Origin of the sequence: Bdellovibrio bacteriovorus (genome assembly GCF_001592755.1) — a bacterium.
GTDB lineage: Bacteria > Bdellovibrionota > Bdellovibrionia > Bdellovibrionales > Bdellovibrionaceae > Bdellovibrio > Bdellovibrio bacteriovorus_E.
In genome coordinates this window covers 221,570-238,035 of record NZ_LUKF01000016.1, presented here as the reverse complement: position 1 = coordinate 238,035, position 16,466 = coordinate 221,570, and the positions used below count along the sequence as shown (strand labels likewise).

The 16,466-nt window shown below is 45.4% G+C and carries 18 protein-coding genes and 1 tRNA gene; 8 read left to right on the top strand and 11 right to left on the bottom strand.

The genetic code is table 11. The features are described 5' to 3' along the window. Nucleotides 1-42: 42 nt before the first annotated feature. Nucleotides 43-441: a response regulator gene (locus AZI85_RS10805; RefSeq protein ID WP_063244081.1), complete on the top strand. Its 399-nt coding sequence runs from the start codon at nt 43-45 to the stop codon at nt 439-441. On the opposite strand, the gene AZI85_RS10800 is transcribed toward AZI85_RS10805, so the two are convergent. Then, nucleotides 438-992: a DUF4383 domain-containing protein gene (locus AZI85_RS10800; protein WP_063244080.1), complete on the bottom strand. Its 555-nt coding sequence runs from the start codon at nt 990-992 to the stop codon at nt 438-440. The genes AZI85_RS10805 and AZI85_RS10800 overlap by 4 nt on opposite strands. Before the next feature lie 249 nt (nt 993-1,241). Between AZI85_RS10800 and AZI85_RS10795 the strand changes: the two genes are divergently transcribed. Beyond that, complete coding sequence (locus AZI85_RS10795) at nt 1,242-1,763, top strand: hypothetical protein (RefSeq protein ID WP_063244079.1); 522 nt, start codon at nt 1,242-1,244, stop codon at nt 1,761-1,763. A 48-nt stretch (nt 1,764-1,811) separates the two neighbouring features. Here AZI85_RS10795 and AZI85_RS10790 read toward each other — a convergent pair whose 3' ends face one another. Together AZI85_RS10790 and AZI85_RS10785 are read right to left on the bottom strand one after the other, a co-directional pair. Continuing rightward, nucleotides 1,812-2,249: a hypothetical protein gene (locus tag AZI85_RS10790; protein ID WP_063244078.1), complete on the bottom strand. Its 438-nt coding sequence runs from the start codon at nt 2,247-2,249 to the stop codon at nt 1,812-1,814. Nucleotides 2,250-2,456: 207 nt separating this feature from the next. Beyond that, on the bottom strand, nt 2,457-3,110 hold the full coding sequence (locus AZI85_RS10785; protein ID WP_063244350.1) for a hypothetical protein: 654 nt from the start codon (nt 3,108-3,110) through the stop codon (nt 2,457-2,459). 92 nt (nt 3,111-3,202) lie between these two features. On the opposite strand from AZI85_RS10785, the gene AZI85_RS10780 reads away from it, so the two are divergent. Further along, on the top strand, nt 3,203-4,201 hold the full coding sequence (locus AZI85_RS10780) for an LLM class flavin-dependent oxidoreductase (protein ID WP_063244077.1): 999 nt from the start codon (nt 3,203-3,205) through the stop codon (nt 4,199-4,201). Between the two features lie 11 nt (nt 4,202-4,212). Here AZI85_RS10780 and AZI85_RS10775 read toward each other — a convergent pair whose 3' ends face one another. The 5 genes from AZI85_RS10775 to AZI85_RS10755 form a co-directional block, all read right to left on the bottom strand. After that, nucleotides 4,213-6,501 carry a translocation/assembly module TamB domain-containing protein gene (locus tag AZI85_RS10775; RefSeq protein WP_063244076.1) on the bottom strand — a complete coding sequence of 763 codons (2,289 nt, stop codon included), beginning with the start codon at nt 6,499-6,501 and terminating at the stop codon, nt 4,213-4,215. After that, a complete protein-coding gene (locus tag AZI85_RS10770; RefSeq protein WP_063244075.1) occupies nt 6,501-8,279 on the bottom strand; it encodes a BamA/TamA family outer membrane protein in 1,779 nt (592 codons plus the stop codon). Before AZI85_RS10770 ends, AZI85_RS10775 begins: the two co-directional genes overlap by 1 nt. A 112-nt stretch (nt 8,280-8,391) precedes the next feature. Further along, complete coding sequence (locus tag AZI85_RS10765; RefSeq protein WP_063244074.1) at nt 8,392-8,940, bottom strand: manganese efflux pump MntP; 549 nt, start codon at nt 8,938-8,940, stop codon at nt 8,392-8,394. A 225-nt stretch (nt 8,941-9,165) separates the two neighbouring features. Beyond that, entirely contained in the window at nt 9,166-9,651 is a 486-nt protein-coding gene (locus AZI85_RS10760; protein ID WP_063244073.1) for an RrF2 family transcriptional regulator, read from the bottom strand. Further along, complete coding sequence (locus tag AZI85_RS10755; protein WP_063244072.1) at nt 9,651-10,130, bottom strand: carboxymuconolactone decarboxylase family protein; 480 nt, start codon at nt 10,128-10,130, stop codon at nt 9,651-9,653. The genes AZI85_RS10760 and AZI85_RS10755 overlap by 1 nt, the downstream gene beginning before the upstream one ends. 220 nt (nt 10,131-10,350) lie before the next feature. On the opposite strand from AZI85_RS10755, the gene AZI85_RS10750 reads away from it, so the two are divergent. Further along, a complete protein-coding gene (locus AZI85_RS10750; protein ID WP_063244071.1) occupies nt 10,351-11,271 on the top strand; it encodes a LysR family transcriptional regulator in 921 nt (306 codons plus the stop codon). Between the two features lie 596 nt (nt 11,272-11,867). Here the strand turns inward: AZI85_RS10750 and AZI85_RS10740 are convergent. Continuing rightward, on the bottom strand, nt 11,868-12,566 hold the full coding sequence (locus AZI85_RS10740) for a pirin family protein (protein ID WP_063244349.1): 699 nt from the start codon (nt 12,564-12,566) through the stop codon (nt 11,868-11,870). A gap of 133 nt (nt 12,567-12,699) precedes the next feature. Beyond that, nucleotides 12,700-13,227 carry a YceI family protein gene (locus AZI85_RS10735; protein ID WP_063244069.1) on the bottom strand — a complete coding sequence of 176 codons (528 nt, stop codon included), beginning with the start codon at nt 13,225-13,227 and terminating at the stop codon, nt 12,700-12,702. A 275-nt stretch (nt 13,228-13,502) separates the two neighbouring features. Between AZI85_RS10735 and AZI85_RS10730 the strand changes: the two genes are divergently transcribed. The 4 genes from AZI85_RS10730 (at nt 13,503) to AZI85_RS10715 (ending at nt 15,726) form a co-directional block, all read left to right on the top strand. Further along, entirely contained in the window at nt 13,503-13,913 is a 411-nt protein-coding gene (locus AZI85_RS10730; protein ID WP_063244068.1) for a bacteriohemerythrin, read from the top strand. A 94-nt stretch (nt 13,914-14,007) separates the two neighbouring features. Next, nucleotides 14,008-14,388, top strand: coding sequence for a hypothetical protein (locus AZI85_RS10725; protein ID WP_063244067.1), 381 nt, complete (start codon nt 14,008-14,010; stop codon nt 14,386-14,388). Between the two features lie 105 nt (nt 14,389-14,493). Then, nucleotides 14,494-14,570 (top strand) — tRNA-Arg (locus tag AZI85_RS10720). Between the two features lie 127 nt (nt 14,571-14,697). After that, on the top strand, nt 14,698-15,726 hold the full coding sequence (locus AZI85_RS10715; RefSeq protein ID WP_063244066.1) for a phospholipase D-like domain-containing protein: 1,029 nt from the start codon (nt 14,698-14,700) through the stop codon (nt 15,724-15,726). Here the strand turns inward: AZI85_RS10715 and AZI85_RS10710 are convergent. After that, nucleotides 15,635-16,381: a YihY/virulence factor BrkB family protein gene (locus AZI85_RS10710; protein ID WP_063244348.1), complete on the bottom strand. Its 747-nt coding sequence runs from the start codon at nt 16,379-16,381 to the stop codon at nt 15,635-15,637. The two genes, AZI85_RS10715 and AZI85_RS10710, sit on opposite strands and share 92 nt — an antisense overlap. Nucleotides 16,382-16,466: the final 85 nt, after the last annotated feature.

The following is a 16,466-nucleotide window of genomic DNA, read 5'->3' as shown; positions in this document are numbered from 1 at the left end:
GGACGCGCAAAACGTGTTATCATTTACATTGGAGGAGGACTCATGACGACTCTTTCAGGACTTAAGGTCCTCATTGTTGATGACATCAAGGACAACCAACTTTTGGTTGAGCGCTATCTTCAAAAAGTCGGCGTACAGGATATGGACTTTGCGGAGAATGGGGCCGAGGCTGTTGAAAAAGCCAAACAAGAAACTTACGACTGCATTTTGATGGATTTGCAGATGCCGATTATGGACGGCATGGAAGCCACCAGAACGCTGCGAAGAATTGGCTACACACGTCCGATTTGGGCATTGACCGCGCATGCTTTGCGCGAAGAAAGAGAAAAGTGTTTGGCGCAAGGTTTTGACAAACACTTCGCCAAGCCTTTAGATCGCAAAGCTCTGATCGACGACTTAGAACTTCTTCATCGTCGAAAGCAGAGCGAGCAACATGCTTAAGCCTTCATCCTTTTGACCCGTTTGATTTTCAAGGCCGCCCCTAAGATGAACGCACTGGCAATCAATGTATGCAGAATATGGTCAGCCGTTCCGAACTCAAGGACTCCTGGAATCAATTTCCATAAGAATCGATCTTCGGCGACGTGCCCGACGGTGGCCATCGCGGGTTTACCAAGTGCAAATCCCAAAATCGCCAAGGCTCCATACACGGAGCCAAACGCGAAGGAATAAATGCGCGCACTTCTTTCACTATCAAATCCAAACCATAAAGCCAAAGCACCGCTGGCAAGGTGAATGGCGTTGTGTGAAGCACTTAGGTGGGCCGAGAATAAATCGGTGACGACAAATCCAATCAAACCAATCGTCAAAAATAATATTCCTTGAACCACACACACCTCACGCGCGTAAGTTTGTTCATTAGGCATGACGATTTCCTCGGTAGGAGCAGTGTATGTGCGCGTGACCGTTGTTTGCGAAGCGGGTGCTGGGCCTCGCGCGGGAGTGCTTTTCGGCGGTGTTGGTTTTCTTCGGGGTTCTCTCTCTAATTCCATTCAAACCTCCTGTGATCAAATTAATTATAAGAGGAAAGCCTGTTCCGGCGAGGTCTCTTGATGGAAAACACAAGGCGGATCCGGTGTCTCTCGACAGAGGGAAATTTGCGTTTACCAGGTGACGACGGAAAAAAAGAGGTGGTGGAACGTTTGTTATATGTGTTTCATCCGGTCGCTTGATTCCGTTCCGGTCTTTTTCCTAAATAGTGTGAAGAGCATAACTACAACTTAAACAAAAAGGAGAACACGATGAAAAAGCTCGCCGTGATTTTAGCACTTAGCTTCGCAGGAATGTTTGCAAATGCAGACACAACAACGCTTCAACCAACAGGTGGTGATATGCACGCTGCCGGTGGCGCCTGGGTCTGTGGTCTGGCTTTCAAAGGCACTTCCAAAGGTATTAAAGTGATCGTCGGTCATTTTAAAACTGTGGCTTATGGCACATTGTCATGTAAAGGTGTGGGCCAAACTTACAGCCAAAATGTGAAGATCGAAATTGGTCATCATTGGATTGGTGCCACTGCAGGTATTGGTTACTTCAAACTTGCCGGCATTTCTTCTGAAATCAGTCTTTTCAACAGTTCTCCAGAAGTGTTGTTGGGTAAATACGCTGTCGCTCAGGGTGAAGCAGCTATTATTGGTGGTGTAGGTGCTTTCACGGCTGTGAAAGTGGGCTTGCCACAATTGGCGTTCAACGTTTCTGTACAACTTCTTAAAGGTATCGGCGTGCAAGTCGGTATTGATAAACTGACGATCAGTGCGATCGATTAAGGTTTGAAAACTCAAAGCCCCTGTCGAAAACGGCAGGGGCTTTTTTATTTACTGTTTCTTTACGTAGGCGTTGATGCGCATTCCGCGGGCCATCGAGCTCGTGACGGTCACCGTAGTGCCTTTCACCAAGTCTTCTGTTCTTTTATTATCAAAGTCGATATTGAAATCAATGGTGCGTGAGCGGTTGCTTGGGCAAGTGAATACACCTTTAAACATTTTGCCCGTCGCAAATGTTTGGAAGTCCCAGAATAGAGTCGGATTCAAACTGAATGTTCCATTGCAAGTTTCATCGACGTTGCCGTTGGAATAATAGCGCTGAAGTTCGAACTCTTTGGTATTGACGACTCGAAAGTTGAGATAAACCTTCTGAAAGCCCGCGCGAGCTTCGACTTTGTATTTGCCAATAAGATTCCCTGGCGTGATTTCGGCGGCAAGTGCCTGTGAGCCAATAAAAAGAAATAGTGCTGATGTTAATAAGTATTTCATTCATCCCTCCGTTGGTGATGCATTTTTATACGAAGGGAAAAAGTTCCGGACAAAATAAAACCAGGTTCTATGAGGTTTTACAATTGCCGAAACTTTTAGTTTTTTTAGTCCATAGAGTACGTCAGGCCAAGTTGCCTTGAACTCGCTTCGCGCCCTTGCGGAAGATTTTAAACGCCTGGCACCCGTGGCCGGAATGTCCAGGGTGAATTACATCGGCTTATGAATTTGTATAACGCCAGTCCCGCGAATGTCCGGAAGCTCCGTGATCTGCAGAGAGGAAGAAAGAATTTTTCGAGCTTCCGCTATAGAATTCCAACCATGTTCCTGAAGGTCGCGCAATAACACAAAGGCGTTGCCGGCGGGACGTAGCGAGTGCTCGATGGCATTAAGAAGTGTTTTAAAATCTGAGTCCAGATAGAAGCGACAACGGTTTTTAAATTCCGACGGAGACAGTTTTCCATTTCCCGTAAAAAAGTAGGGTGGGTTGCACAGGATCAAATCGTAGTGCTCAAAATATTTTTCACAAAGAAGCTCCGAATAATTCATATTCAAAAAATCCATGTCACAGTTTTTGATTCCTGAGGCGGAAACATTTTCTAAAAAATACTTTTCATAGACGGATTGAACTTCCAGAAAATCAAAATGCTTCGGCACGGCGTTTAGATTTTTTTGACAGTGAAACAGGAAATCCAATCCTATGATTCCACAACCCGAACACAGATCTAAAGCTGTGAGATCTTTCACATCCCTGTTTGAGTAGAGTTCATAAACTTGACGCGCTAAGAAGACGGAGTCGTGCGAAAAGCGGTACTCTTCGGGCTGCGTGTATTTAAATGTGAAATGAGGATTCACAGACGACATTTCGGCCACCATAGCATTGAAGTTTGCGTAACACCAAAGTATTTTGCCAAGGCCCACCTTGCTAATGTCTAATTCGCGCTCATAATAAGATTATGAAAAAACTTTCTTCCACTCCTTTGTCTGTTCTTGATTTGGCTCCCATCGCCGAAGGAAAAACAATCGCCGATTCCTTTCGCAACACTTTGGATTTAGCAAAGCACGTGGAAAGTTTAGGGTACCATCGCTTTTGGCTGGCAGAGCATCACAACCTTGAAGGTATTGCTAGTGCGGCGACGTCCGTATTGATTGGCTATGTTGCTGGTGGCACCTCTAAGATTCGTGTTGGTTCTGGCGGTATTATGCTTCCGAACCATGCACCTCTGGTTATCGCTGAACAGTTTGGTACTTTAGAAACTCTTTATCCCGGTCGCATTGACCTTGGGTTGGGGCGTGCTCCGGGAACGGACGGTTTCACTATGCGTGCTTTACGCAAAGACTTCACAAATAAAGACGTGGAGTTCTCAGATCAAGTGCAAGAGCTGCAATACTTCTTCGCTCCCGCAGCGCCGGGACAAAAAGTGAAAGCGGTTCCGGGTGCGGGAATTGATGTTCCGATATGGCTTTTAGGTTCTAGTCTTTACAGTGCACAGTTGGCCGCTGTTCTGGGATTGCCTTACGCTTTTGCCGGGCACTTTGCTCCGGAAATGATGATGCAAGCCATTGATCTTTACCGGGTGGGATTCCAACCTTCAAAGCACTTAAAAGCGCCGCGAGTGATGATGGGCGTGCAAGTCGTTGCTGCCGATTCTGATGAAAAGGCGAAATATTTAGCAACGACAAACTATCAGCGCTTCTTAGGCATTATTCGTAATCAACGAGTTTCTTTAAAGCCGCCGGTGCAAGACATGGATGCTTTGTGGACGCCGATGGAAAAAGAGCATGTGCTGCAAAAGTTAGGAACAGCCGTGATTGGCGGGCCACAAAAAGTTCAAGAAGGTTTGCAGAAGCTCATTGATCAAACAGGCGCAGATGAGTTGATGATTATGTCAGATGCCTTTGATCATGCCGATCGTCGGCGTTCGTTTGAAATTATCAAAGAGGTCTCTGTTTAAGGCGCTTTTATTTAAAAGCGCTTAAACCATTCAATTAAAGTCGTAATAACATCTTCGGCGTTGTCGGATTGTTTTAATTCAGTCGAAACACTCCAGGGGCCGCCCAATCTGCGACGTACGGTAAATTGTTGGGAGGTTTCAAAGTTCGATCCCAGTGATACCGACGTTTGATCATCTAAACGCACGCGTGCCGTATAGCTTTGGGTGCGAGGATCGAAGTAAACACTTTCAATGGGTGTTGACGATAACAAGAATAGAGATGCCAAACCAAACGCTTCAGACAGTAAAGCCTGATCCAGCTGGCCAGCTGTATTCTTGTCCTCGTCAGCTAGCTGCTGCAACGATTTGTTGAAGAGTAAAATCGAAATGATTTGTTGGCGACTTAATGGCGGATCACTTAAAAGCTCAATCCGTGGCTTTTCGGTGGTTCCTACAATCAAAATTTCAATTTTTACTTCCGACGTACGATGAATTAAAAGACCGTCTAGATCCTGCACGGTTGAATCGGGATACTTTTTCAGAATAAATCTTTCGACCGCGGCCTTCTTTTTAAAAACTTCAACATTCATCTTTCCGATGGAAACGGTTCCAGATAAAGATTTGGTATCTTTGAGTTTGTACTTAATGTGAATCGGGATGGCTTCATCAAGCAAACGTGTTTTTAGACGAAGGGGTGTGGCATCCGTATGAATATTCAATTCTTTAATAATAAACGTTGAAGGACCTTTGGCCGCAGGTGGAGGCTCTTCTGCTTTTTTCAAAAAACGAGAATCGGGTTTAAATTGTGGAGGCGCTTCAAATCCTAAATAGGGAAGTTCCAAAGTGACTTCGGTCAGCCGGATATCTCCTTGAAGTGTGAACAACGGTTTTTGGATGTCCGCAGTGAGTTCCATGTTCGAGGTTGTCTTTAAAGCTTGGCGCGGACTTGTCAGATCTGTCGTCAACGACGCTTTCACGTTAAATATTTTCGTCAGTAAGTCCGTCGCAGGTCCTTCGGCTTGCAGTTCAATACCGCCCTTAAGAACATGCAAGGGCGCAGGCAGAGAGTAAGCGCTTTTCACTAGAAGGCTTTGCCAGTTTTCAAGGGCCGGGATTTTTAAAAGAGCCCGCAGCTTATCGACTTCGAGTTGGGTGAATTTTTTCTGTGTCAGATTCAGTGTTATTTTAGCGCCGGCATCCACAGACAATTCAACCAAAGCCGGTTCCTGCATGCGCAGTTCTGCTTGTGGCTGCAGACGCAGAATATCTTTATCGATATCAATCGGGGAGTGAATCAATGAATTCAGGGCTAGTGAATCAGGAAGGCCTTTTAAAGGAACCTTGCGAATCTTGTGGGCTTCGATCACGCAAGGCCATTTTAGCTGATCCGGAACTCCTTTTTTCACCTCAATAGAGATATCACAGTCATGAACAGAGAGGCGCTGAAAGGGCAGGCGCGGGTCCTTCAGTTCGGCTAGCAGACTGAGATTCCAAATTTCTTTTCGCAGTTCCGCTTTCAGACCGGATTGCAGTTGCATCTTTTGATGTTTCATCAAACCATCGAGCCCTACTTGCAGGCTCTTTAACCAGTGGACTTTCAAATGGGTCTTTACTCCGAATGAAGGAAGCTCAACGACACCTTGCGCTTGAAGTTCCGCCGGAGAAACAAGTGTCATCGCAGAGTCGAGCCGCGCTTTCACGAAAGACTCTTTTTTGATCTTCATTTCAAAGTCTGTATTAAGGCGAAGATCTTTTCCCTCAGAATCTGCTTTCGCCGATGCGTTCAATTCTGTGTCTGGCATTAAAGTGATCTTCGCGCCTTGAATATCCACGTGGATGGATTCAACGGCATCTTTTGGAAGCATTGCTAAATACTGCGAAAGGAATGAATCCAAGGGCCCGAATTCAAAAGCAGGCCACTGGAAAGGTTCGGCGGGCTTAGGCTCTGTTGATTCAGGTATCGTCACAAAGACATGATCTGACACAACATCTAGTTTTAGATTCTTAATCTGTACCAAAGGCATCTTGGCCATAAACCCGATGTAAACATCAAGATGGATTTTCTTGGCACAAATATCGACGGAAGGTTTTGGATATTTGAAACAAAGATTTTCCGTATTCAATTTTAAATATTTTGCCGTGAAGCCTTTATTCTCTATTTGAAAATCAAATTTCTGCCAAGTCAGTTCAATCTGGGTTTTTTCGACAACTTTTCGTAAGTTGGATTCATTTAAGACCCAATCAAGATTCATCCACAAGACACCAAGAGCTACGAAAAGAAAAAGAAGCAAGCCTAAGAGGAATAGGAAAAATTTCTTCATTAGAACTCCCTTCCAAGACTGAGGTAAAACTGCCAGTGCGGCTCGACATCAACTTCGTCAGCGAACAGCACTTGTCCCTGTGAAAGACTCGCGCGCACGGGGCCTAGGAAAGAAGGCCAACGAATCCCCACACCCGGCGAATAATAGAGCGTGCGATACAGCGTCCAGATCTGATCGCTTTCCCATCCCATATCTAAAAAGATAAAAGGCTGAAGTTTGAACGGGAAGACGTCACCTGCGCGCAACTCGATCCCTTGGTAAAGAAATGTCGCCGATCCTAAATTCGAAAGAGGAATTTGTTTTCTGGAAAATCCACGAAGGGTCCCATCGCCCCCCATATAGAAGCGTAAGTTTTCAGGAACAACGGAATAGAATTGAGAGTCGTCCGACATAAAGAAAGTACCGGCTTTAAAGCGCCAGCCAATCACCATTAAAGGCGGATCCCACAGGTTGAAGTTCCACAAGTTCTGTTGTTGATAAAGCCATTGATGAAATGTTTGATCGGCGCCCAAATTCTCATAGGCAGAACGAAGATTGGATGAAAGCTGCCAGCCGGAGCGGGGTTCTCCCATATAGTATTCGTAGTCATGGCTTTGCAGATAAAGCTCTACATTCGAAGTCGCACTTAGTAAGACGTAATTTGAGTCATCACTATCCACGTTGTTGTAAGTGTAGAAAGGTCCTAACTGAAAACGGGAGGTGAAACTTTCAAATTCTTTAGTGAGACCCCATTCAACCCCAAGCTCTGCGGTGAAGGACTGGTATTGATCTTCGTTTTCGTTTTTTAAATTGAGCTGCGGCGACCAGAATGTTCGGTCTTTATACGGAGGACCTTCATAAAGCTGGAAAGCATTGTCCCAAGTCTGCTCGACGAAGGATAAAAACATTTTACTTTCAAACGTGCTCCCCGAGTCGTCTAGTTGGGAATGCTTGTAGCGAATCTGCGCAATGGCTCCAACCTCGGTATTGAAACCCACGCCGGCCGAGACCAATTGAGGATCGCCGGTCACCAGGCGAGGAATGATTTTGAGTTCCCCTTCGGGAAGGCATTGAGTTTCAAAGTATGCACTCAGGTGATATTCGTCAGTGATCATGCGATTGGACGTCAGTTGCAGAAGACGAGCATCAAATTTCTGGTTCGGCAAAAAGGCGCTGTAGCGGCCTATCGAGATATTCTGATTTGTGCCTCGTACTTCAACGTCTTCGTTGGGTGGGAAGTTGTAAATCTCGCCGGGTGCCAGTGTCACCGTAATAGATTCTGTGGAAGGAACAGCCTGAATCGTGACCTCAGGACATGGATAGCCAAGATTTTGTAAGTGGGCCTTGCTCCATGCTTCCACCTCATCCAGAAGTTCCGGAGTTAGCGGGCGACCTTTGAGCTTGCGTCTTTTTTCGGAATGAAACTCACGAGGTTCGTTAATGAACTTCCATTCTTTTAGAAAAGTTTGGGGTCCCGTCTTAACAAACAGCTTGTTTTCGCGAATTTCAAATTGAGGATGGTGGTAGGCGCGTTGTTGTAAGAAGGACTTTAAAAAAAGCTGCGCTTGCCAAGGAGGAATGCTTCCCCAGGCGTGACTGTCTTTGTCTCCACAAATCCACTTATGCTCAGTTTGGCTTAGTTCTATTTTTTCTGGAGATTCAATTTGAATATTCGGGCAGGGATGGTCCGTGTGTACATCTTCTGCATTCGCAGAGGCGCCTAGGCCTATTAGCCCCGCTGCCAGAAGAATTTTCTTAAACGTGACAAACATCCCAAAACCCAACGTGCGAATTAACATTTCTAAACAATCTTTTACTTGGAAAGAATAAACGCCCTTCCTAAAAAAAAGAAGTTATTTGCTTCGCATTCACGGGAAGATCCGCTGTGAATTAACACGGACCTTGTGGTTCTTAAATGGAAAGCATTTGTACGGCCATAACTGCGAGTACTAAAGAGCCGATCAAAGTGAAGATGGGACCCATTTTATCCGAAAGATGGCGAGCTAAATACAGCCCGAGAAGGGTCGTAAGAAAAGCAAAAATTCCGATCGAGACAACGTAGTAACTGATATCTTTATTGGCGATCCCCAGGCTGATGCCCACACCCAAGGCATCCAGGCTGGTGGCGAAAGAAACAATCAATACTTTTGTGAAGCTGTGAAACTCATTGGCATCTTCAGCGGGTTCTTTCGAGCGAAGCGCGGTAAAACCTTCGTGCGCCATGTGGGCTGCGACTGCAGCTAAAAGAGAAAAGGCAATCCAATGATCGTAGTCGGCAATGTGGGCAATGATTTTTGCGCCAGCTAAAAATCCTAAGAGGGTGACAACGGCTTCGGCTCCCCCTGACGAAAAGGCGAATTTCAAGGCATCTTTTCTGGTAAAGGGGCGACCGCCCATAGCCAAGGCTGCAGAAAAAGAATCCGCACTTAAAATCAGTCCTAAAACGATAACTTCGATCATGAAATCCCCACTGAAAATGCCGTGGGTCTGCTTTAGATACGAGACGACACGGCGTTTGTTAACACCAATGTCAGTCTCATCAACAAGATTGGGATCTTGCGGAAAGGCCGGAGTTCATCACTCAGTATGTCGACCTCACCTTTAGCTTTCAGAGCTAAACGATTACTCCCTAACGAGGCCCTAAGATAGAGGGTGGGAGTCATTTTTGTCAACTCGGATTCAGGATTAGCGGCGTGAATCCATCCAAGCTTTGTTCTTTTCCAGAACTTCGGCGGGGAGTTCTTTAACCAACTGCTCCATTATCATAGCAATTGTCGTATTACGAAGTTCTTTGCGCCAAGCCTCATCCGCACGGTACATCACTCTTGCAATATTGCAGGGGCGGGGGCCGATTTTAAATTTTCCCAGGCAAGGATTGTTTTTGCGTATTTCTGAACACTCGAAGGTGGAGGACTTTCCCTCCACAGCTTCGACGATTTCAAGGAATGTGATTTTATCTGGAGCCTTCGCCAGGCGATAACCACCTGTCGGCCCTAGTGTAGCTTCAACAATCTTCGCCGTGGAAAGAGCTTGCAGAGCTTTCGAGAGATATTCTTTGGGAATACCATGAAACTCGGCCAAATCTTTAGTCGCTAAATACTGACCCGGTTCTAGTGACGCTAAAACCGTGCAGCAATGTAAAGCCCATTCCACGTGATTGCGAAGTACCATTAAGATAAACCTGCCTTATCCAGCCCAAATAATTTGTCCATAGCGCCCGGAGTAGAGCGGAAAGCAACACCCAAGCGATTCCAAGCATTGATGGAAACAATCGCCATTGTCAAATCAGAGACTTCCTTTTCAGAGAAAAATTCGCGCACTTTCTTAAATTCTTCGTCGCTCACGCCTTCGTGCGGGATGCGAGTCAGAAGTTCTGCCCAGCGAAGGGCCGCGCGCTCCCGATTTTCAAAATGAGGGGACTCGTGCCACACCGTTAAATGGTAAAGACGAAGTTCTTTTTCGCCGTCGATTTTGGCTTCCTTATGATGCATGTCCACACAGAAGGCACAGCCATTTAGTTGGGACACACGGATTTTCACCATGTGAATCAAGTTTTTTTCAAGGGATGTCGTCTTTAAGTAAGCTTCAAGACCCATAAGGCTTTGAACTGCAGGACCGGATTGTTGATTGTAGTTGATACGTTGGCTCATTGAGCAACCTCCTAATTAAGGATAATTTATATCCTTAATTAGGTTTTGTCTAGAGCCTTGAAAAAAATCCCCTCGTTTGTACAGGTTTGAGGCGTTAACTTCTTGAATGTCTTGTATTTTGCATTATGGCCCGGAGCTTCATACGCAACGGACTCATGACAGCCGCGTGTTTCAATTGTCTACTGAAGTCCTTGATCCAGTGATAAGGGGTTGTCGGGCCATGACGTTTGAGCAGTTGATCACATTAGAAATGATTGTTGAAAAAGGCAGTTTTAAAGCAGCAGCCGAAGCACTTCATAAGACCCAACCCAGCCTGAGTGTGGCGATTAAAAAACTGGAAGAAGAATTCGACGTTTTGCTTTTCAACCGCGATGAATATCGGCCCACGTTGACAGCGCAAGGTAAAACTTTTTACCGCTGGGCGCAGAACTGTTTGCGCACTTTCCGCGAGCTTGAAGTCAAAGGCAAAGAGTTAGGGACGCAGGCGATTGAGCCACGTCTGAATATCATCTTAGATCCTCTTGTGCAGTTTGAGTCGGTACAACCGGTCTTTGAAGCACGTGCTCAGTTACCCAGTGTGACTGAATTCAGTTTTCAGACGGAAACCTTGGATGAAGGAATGCAATTTCTTTTGGACGGCGATGCCGACTTTGCTATTGCTCCGAAGATAAACGAAGACGAAAGAATTGAAAGTGTCCCTTTTTCTAAAATCAAAATGATTCCCGCAGTGGCAAAAAAACTTTTGAAAAACGAGACTGTCGATTACACATGGCTTCGTAATAATCGCCAAATCGTCGTGTCTAAAACCGGAGGAAAGAACTTTGATCCGTCCAAGGCCGCGAAGGGCATGTTTAGCGAAGGGCCGAAATGTTTTGTCACCGATCACACCCTAAAACGGAACCTTGTGGTGAATGGGTTTGGGTGGGGACGCCTAGCGACTTACGAAGTTCAGAATGAGCTTCGTAAGGGAACAGTGATTGAAATTAAGCACGATTCCATTGTTCCCATCACTCTGAACTTGCACATCATGCGTTCGAAGTTAAAGCCTATGGGGCCGGTCGCAAAAATAATCTGGGAGCAGCTATTAAAGCAGTGTGAGTCTTTGCCGACGTACACAAAAAAATCAAAAAAGAGCAAATAGGCGAGATCGCCTGTTGCTAAGTCACAGCTGGATTTTTCGTAATTTGAAATGAGTTTTCGACCTTCCTAATTTGAAAATAGGAAGGTCTATGAAGACATTAAGCTCATGCTCTTTTGTCCTAATGCTATTCTTTTTAATTTCTGCCCAGGCAGAGTCTCGACTGGTGGGAACTTGGGTATCCCAATCCGGGGATACTACTTGGGCCCGTCTTGAAATCAGTCCCGATCTTTTAGTAACAGCATATCGCAGCTGCACTTCTGCTAAAAAGTGTGAAGGGAGAACCGAATTCAATCTAACCTCATACGGCCCGTTGTCCGGTTTACATCATATGGGAACTGGGGAAATTATAGATCGTCATTCTAAGACGACAGCAACGCAAATTCTAGAAGTCAGATCGGGGCGGCTGTTCTTGAAGGAATACAGTCAGCCGCTTTCGGTGAAACACAAAGCCTACAAAGAGCTAAAGACGACCTTCAGGATGGTATCAGGAAGAGAATCCTTGTCGCCCGTGAAAAGATAGTCCATTGAAAAAATGAAGAAGCCCAAAGCGGACCTTGGGCTTCTTTTCGATGTCGACAGAAAGCCAGTAAAACCGTTTAAGCTAGATCAAAAAGCATAAACTCTGAGTCTTGGTTTGCTGACATTTTCAAGACTTGTTCTTGGCTGATTTTAAGAGCATCTCCGATTTCTAAAGTCTGGCCGTTCACGTTGATTTGTCCTTTGATGGCTTGAATCCATACATGTCTTGAAGGACGCATTTTAAATTCAAGATTCTTTCCGGCTTTCATTCGTGAGATATAAAGATCGGCATCTTGATTAATGCTGATAGAGCCCTCACGACCCTCTTTAGAGATGACTAAGACCATGTCTTTGGAATTTAAATCTTCTTCAAAAGATTTCTGTCCATATCCAAACTCAGTGCCATGACGATCTGGCAAAATCCAAATTTGGAAAAAGTGAGTCTCAGTATCCGGAGCTTTATTGTACTCGGAGTGCATGACACCGGCACCGGCGCTCATTCTTTGCACGTCGCCAGGTTTGATCACCGCCACATTGCCTTTGGAGTCTTTGTGTTCCAAAGCTCCTTTGACCACGTAAGAGATGATCTCCATATCGCGATGTCCGTGCATGCCAAAGCCAGTCCCACCATCAATGCGGTCTTCGTTGATCACTCGCAAAGCTCTGAAACCCATGTGTTCGGGATCATAGTAGTCTGCGAAGGAAAAAGTATGGCGTGATTTCAACCAACCATGATCAGCAAAACCGCGTTCGTTAGATTTGCGTAGTTCAAACATAAAACCTCCATTGTCCGGCACTAAAAAGCCAGGCCCATATTTTTTTGCGGCCCAGCCTGCCGCTAGTGATGAAAGCCCAAAGAGGAAAAAACGTCGGTTGAAGAATTTTTCTCGGAGCTTCATCGTGTCTCCTTTAAGCTTGTTTTACAAATTGCACATCAAGCGAAATAGTCACGTCGTCACCGACTAAGATACCACCTGTTTCTAAAGCGGCATTCCAGGTCAGTCCGAAGTCTTTTCGATTGATCTTCGTTGTTGCAGAAACACCCACCTTGATATTTCCCCAAGGATCTTTCATTTCTGCGGTAGGGCCTTCCACATCCAAGTTCACTTCTTTCGTGACTCCATGAATGGTTAAGTCTCCTAAAACTTTCAACTCTCCATCGCCAGCGACCTTCACGCTTTTTGACTTGAAGGTGATAGTTGGGAATTTTTCAACATCAAAGAAGTCAGCGCTTTTTAAGTGTGCATCCCTTTGAGGTTCGCGGGTATTAATGCTTGCAGCTTCGATAGTTGCTTCCACTTTCGAAGCAGCCGGATTGGCAGCGTCGAATTCTAAAGTGCCAGACATCTTTTCAAAGCCCCCGTGAACTTTGGCGATCATCATATGTTTAATGCTGAAGTTCGCTGTTGAGTGGGAAGGGTCGACTTGGAATTTCATAGTGTTCTCCTTTAAGTTTTGGCTGTGCCCTACATGAACTACTATCGTCGATATCCAGGATTAAAAAAATTATTAAGAATTCATGTTCTATATAAATATAAATTATATAGTTTCGTGCCGATCTGAGGCGGTATTAGACAAGCACTTCTCTGGCAACCAAGCGTCCTAGCGCAAGACCAATGTCCGTCTCTAGATGAGAATTTTTAAGGACATGATCCACATCATATTGCTTCTTCCAACCCCGGCCGAAAATGAGGACATCAAGGAGGCAACACATGCCACAATCATTTTTCCAATGGGACCCAGTACGTTTAACCACTCACGTCGATGCTATGGATCGCGAGCATCAGAAGCTGATTGAGATCATGAATCGCCTCTATGAAAAGAATCAGGCGAAAGCTTCGACGACAGAATTAAAAGCTCTTGTGAATGAGTTGGCCTCTTGGACGGTGACTCACTTTGAGCATGAAGAAAAATACTTTGATACGTTGGAGTATGCGCAAGCAAATGTGCATAAAAAAATCCACAAAGATCTTTTGGCACGCCTGGGCACTTTCAAAACAGAATTTGAAAAGAGTGGAGTTTTAACAGATGCCTTTTTCCAATTCTTGAAAACTTGGCTGAGCGCTCACATCATGGGAATTGATGTGAAGTATAGCGAAGCAAAAAAGAAATCCGCCGCTTAACAAAAAAGCCTGCACAAAGCAGGCTTTTTTACTGGATGGAAAGTTGACAGCCTCGCACGAGCCGACTAGTTCTTGAGGAAACGGAGGGTTTTCTATGAAATGGTGGGCTCAAGTTGCAGTTGGTTTTTCTTTGGTATTAGCAACGTCCTCGGCGTTGGCGTGGCACCAAGTTGCACAGACGACAGTTTTCGCGGATCATTCTCCGTTTCAACAAATCATGCTCCGTCCAATTCCGGGCAAACCTACAACGACACATCTTCGTCTGCAAATTTTGAATCCGTCGGGGGCTCGCTTGCAAAGAGTGGAGCTTATTTCGGATCGCGGATTGTTTCCTCTCTTTGCTTTGCAAGGGGACTATCGCTATGGGATGGAACGCTTAACGGCGCATCCGGCAGCTCAAGGGCGTACTTTGCGTTTGGAATTGCAAAGTCTGCGCAGAGGTGAACCGGTGACTGTTTCCGTGTGGGCTCATTAACTGAGCTAGCTAATTGTTTTAAATCCCCGGGGTTTAGCAAAGAAATTCTTGAAATCATTCAGCTAAACCCCTATAAAGAAGGCTCACAGCAATGTGATACAGCGTGGTTCCGTAGCTCAGCTGGATAGAGCATCTCCCTTCTAAGGAGAGGGTCGTACGTTCGAGTCGTACCGGAATCACCATTTTCTCTCTTAATTCCCTTAAAAATTACGCAACGCATCTAATCATCTTTCGTGTCGAATGACGGACGGTTTCGCTCTTTCTTGCATCTAAAATTCGAGCTTTAGACAATATTTTGGCGGAGGCTTGATGACACAGAAAAAGATCGCCAGCGACGCTGCCTTGGTCACGGACAATGACTATCTCAACGCCCTTTTAAAACTTCTGGATCAAGCTGAAAACGAGATCAATATTCTGGCATATTCGTTTGCCATCGGAAGTGCCGCGGGAAAGCTGAACATGAATACAGCTCCCTACACAATTGCCGAAAAAATCAAAGAGCTGAAACGCGATAAGCCTGAGTTGCGCATTCGTCTTTATATTGAAGGCGTGCGTGACACCTCGGACAGAAACATCGTCACGGCGCAGTTCTTAAAAAGAGCCGGAATCGAAGTCGTGTATGGGAAAACTCACGCAAAAGGTTTTAGCGTGGATGGTCGTTACGTGCTCTTCGGCTCTACAAATCTCACGCACCAATCTATTGTTAAAAACTATGAGACAAATCTTCTTATCGACAACAAAGCCATCGCCAAAGAATTCAATCGCTACTTTGAATACCTATGGCAGGGTGGTGGGCATGGTGGCATTGAACTCAAGCCCCCGATGTTGGCCGACGGAGATTTCAAAAATGTTCTGGTCGATATGATTCACTCTGCAAAAAAGACCTTAGAGTTTTCAATTTATTTTTTTGATCATAAAGAGATTCGAGATGCCTTTATCGAAGCTCACCGTCGCGGAGTCAAAATCAAAGGTTTTGCTCACCATCACACCGCCTTCGCTTTAAGCTACGTCAGAAGAACCCGCCGAACTATCGAACGCTTGCAAGAAGAGGGGATCGACAGTCTTTACTTTGCTCCGGGCAGTTTCTTTACGCATTCGAAGTATTTGATCAAAGATAAGGAAGAAGTGGCTTTGGGGACGGGGAATTGGCTGGTTGAAGACGTTGAAATTCATCCGCAGCTTTATATTCATTTGAAAAATAAGGAACTGGCTCAACAGCTTTCAAAACACCTGGCAAAGCAAATAGCTAAGCAACGTGACGTTTCTGAAGAGACGCACATAAAGCCACGCCTGCTAAGATCACGTACCAGATCGTCAGAATCCAAAACAGCAAGATAGGCAAGGCCGCAAACGAACCATAGATTTTATTGTAAGCAAAAAACTTCAACGCCAAGGCTGCGTAACTTTTGTGAACGCCATACAGGACCAGGGCCGCAACCACCGCTGAAATAAACGCGGCACTCTTTTTCACATAAACCGTCGGCACAAGTTTATAAATAAGAAATAACGAGCCTACCAAAACAATAGAGTTTGAAACAAACGCCGGCACCACGCGATGAACGAACTGAAATTGTTCTAAAGACTGGAATCCCACATACACCGCAAGTAACACCGGGATCAAAAGAATGAGACCCCACTGATAGATCACGCGTTTATAAAAAGGTCTTGTGTTCTTTTGATTCCAAACACGGTGAATGCCCACTTCCATATCCAAAAGCATGCGGATCGAAGTGATAAAAAGAAGCACGGCTCCTGTCGTTCCCAATTTCCCGGCACTGATGTTTTTTAGAAAAATACGAATGAACTTTGTGACGTCAGAGCCGGCAGCTTCGCGAATATTTCTTAAGAGCAGGGACTCGACTTGCGGATAAAAGGCTTCAAGGCCCCCGATAGATTGAAAAGTCGCAAGCACCACGGCAATAAATGGAACCAAGGCGATGGCCGTTGAAAATGCCAATGAAGCCGCCACAAGCTGGATTTCTCCGTCGCGCATTTGCTGAAGGGTGTCCTTCAGGACTTCACCAAGGGTTTTTAATCTTAAAGATTGGAACAACGGACTCATTAAGCCGACAATAGCA

Coding starts and splice junctions, on each gene's coding strand:
- AZI85_RS10710 (WP_063244348.1), bottom strand. CDS start 16,381: ATGCGCGACGGAGAAATCCAGCTTGTGGCGGCTTCATTGGCATTTTCA.
- AZI85_RS10735 (WP_063244069.1), bottom strand. CDS start 13,227: ATGAAATTCCAAGTCGACCCTTCCCACTCAACAGCGAACTTCAGCATT.
- AZI85_RS10775 (WP_063244076.1), bottom strand. CDS start 6,501: ATGAAGAAATTTTTCCTATTCCTCTTAGGCTTGCTTCTTTTTCTTTTC.
- AZI85_RS10755 (WP_063244072.1), bottom strand. CDS start 10,130: ATGAGCCAACGTATCAACTACAATCAACAATCCGGTCCTGCAGTTCAA.
- AZI85_RS10760 (WP_063244073.1), bottom strand. CDS start 9,651: ATGGTACTTCGCAATCACGTGGAATGGGCTTTACATTGCTGCACGGTT.
- AZI85_RS10770 (WP_063244075.1), bottom strand. CDS start 8,279: ATGTTAATTCGCACGTTGGGTTTTGGGATGTTTGTCACGTTTAAGAAA.
- AZI85_RS10750 (WP_063244071.1), top strand. CDS start 10,351: ATGACGTTTGAGCAGTTGATCACATTAGAAATGATTGTTGAAAAAGGC.
- AZI85_RS10715 (WP_063244066.1), top strand. CDS start 14,698: ATGACACAGAAAAAGATCGCCAGCGACGCTGCCTTGGTCACGGACAAT.
- AZI85_RS10725 (WP_063244067.1), top strand. CDS start 14,008: ATGAAATGGTGGGCTCAAGTTGCAGTTGGTTTTTCTTTGGTATTAGCA.
- AZI85_RS10795 (WP_063244079.1), top strand. CDS start 1,242: ATGAAAAAGCTCGCCGTGATTTTAGCACTTAGCTTCGCAGGAATGTTT.
- AZI85_RS10785 (WP_063244350.1), bottom strand. CDS start 3,110: ATGTCGTCTGTGAATCCTCATTTCACATTTAAATACACGCAGCCCGAA.
- AZI85_RS10800 (WP_063244080.1), bottom strand. CDS start 992: ATGGAATTAGAGAGAGAACCCCGAAGAAAACCAACACCGCCGAAAAGC.
- AZI85_RS10765 (WP_063244074.1), bottom strand. CDS start 8,940: ATGATCGAAGTTATCGTTTTAGGACTGATTTTAAGTGCGGATTCTTTT.
- AZI85_RS10790 (WP_063244078.1), bottom strand. CDS start 2,249: ATGAAATACTTATTAACATCAGCACTATTTCTTTTTATTGGCTCACAG.
- AZI85_RS10740 (WP_063244349.1), bottom strand. CDS start 12,566: ATGTTTGAACTACGCAAATCTAACGAACGCGGTTTTGCTGATCATGGT.
- AZI85_RS10780 (WP_063244077.1), top strand. CDS start 3,203: ATGAAAAAACTTTCTTCCACTCCTTTGTCTGTTCTTGATTTGGCTCCC.
- AZI85_RS10805 (WP_063244081.1), top strand. CDS start 43: ATGACGACTCTTTCAGGACTTAAGGTCCTCATTGTTGATGACATCAAG.
- AZI85_RS10730 (WP_063244068.1), top strand. CDS start 13,503: ATGCCACAATCATTTTTCCAATGGGACCCAGTACGTTTAACCACTCAC.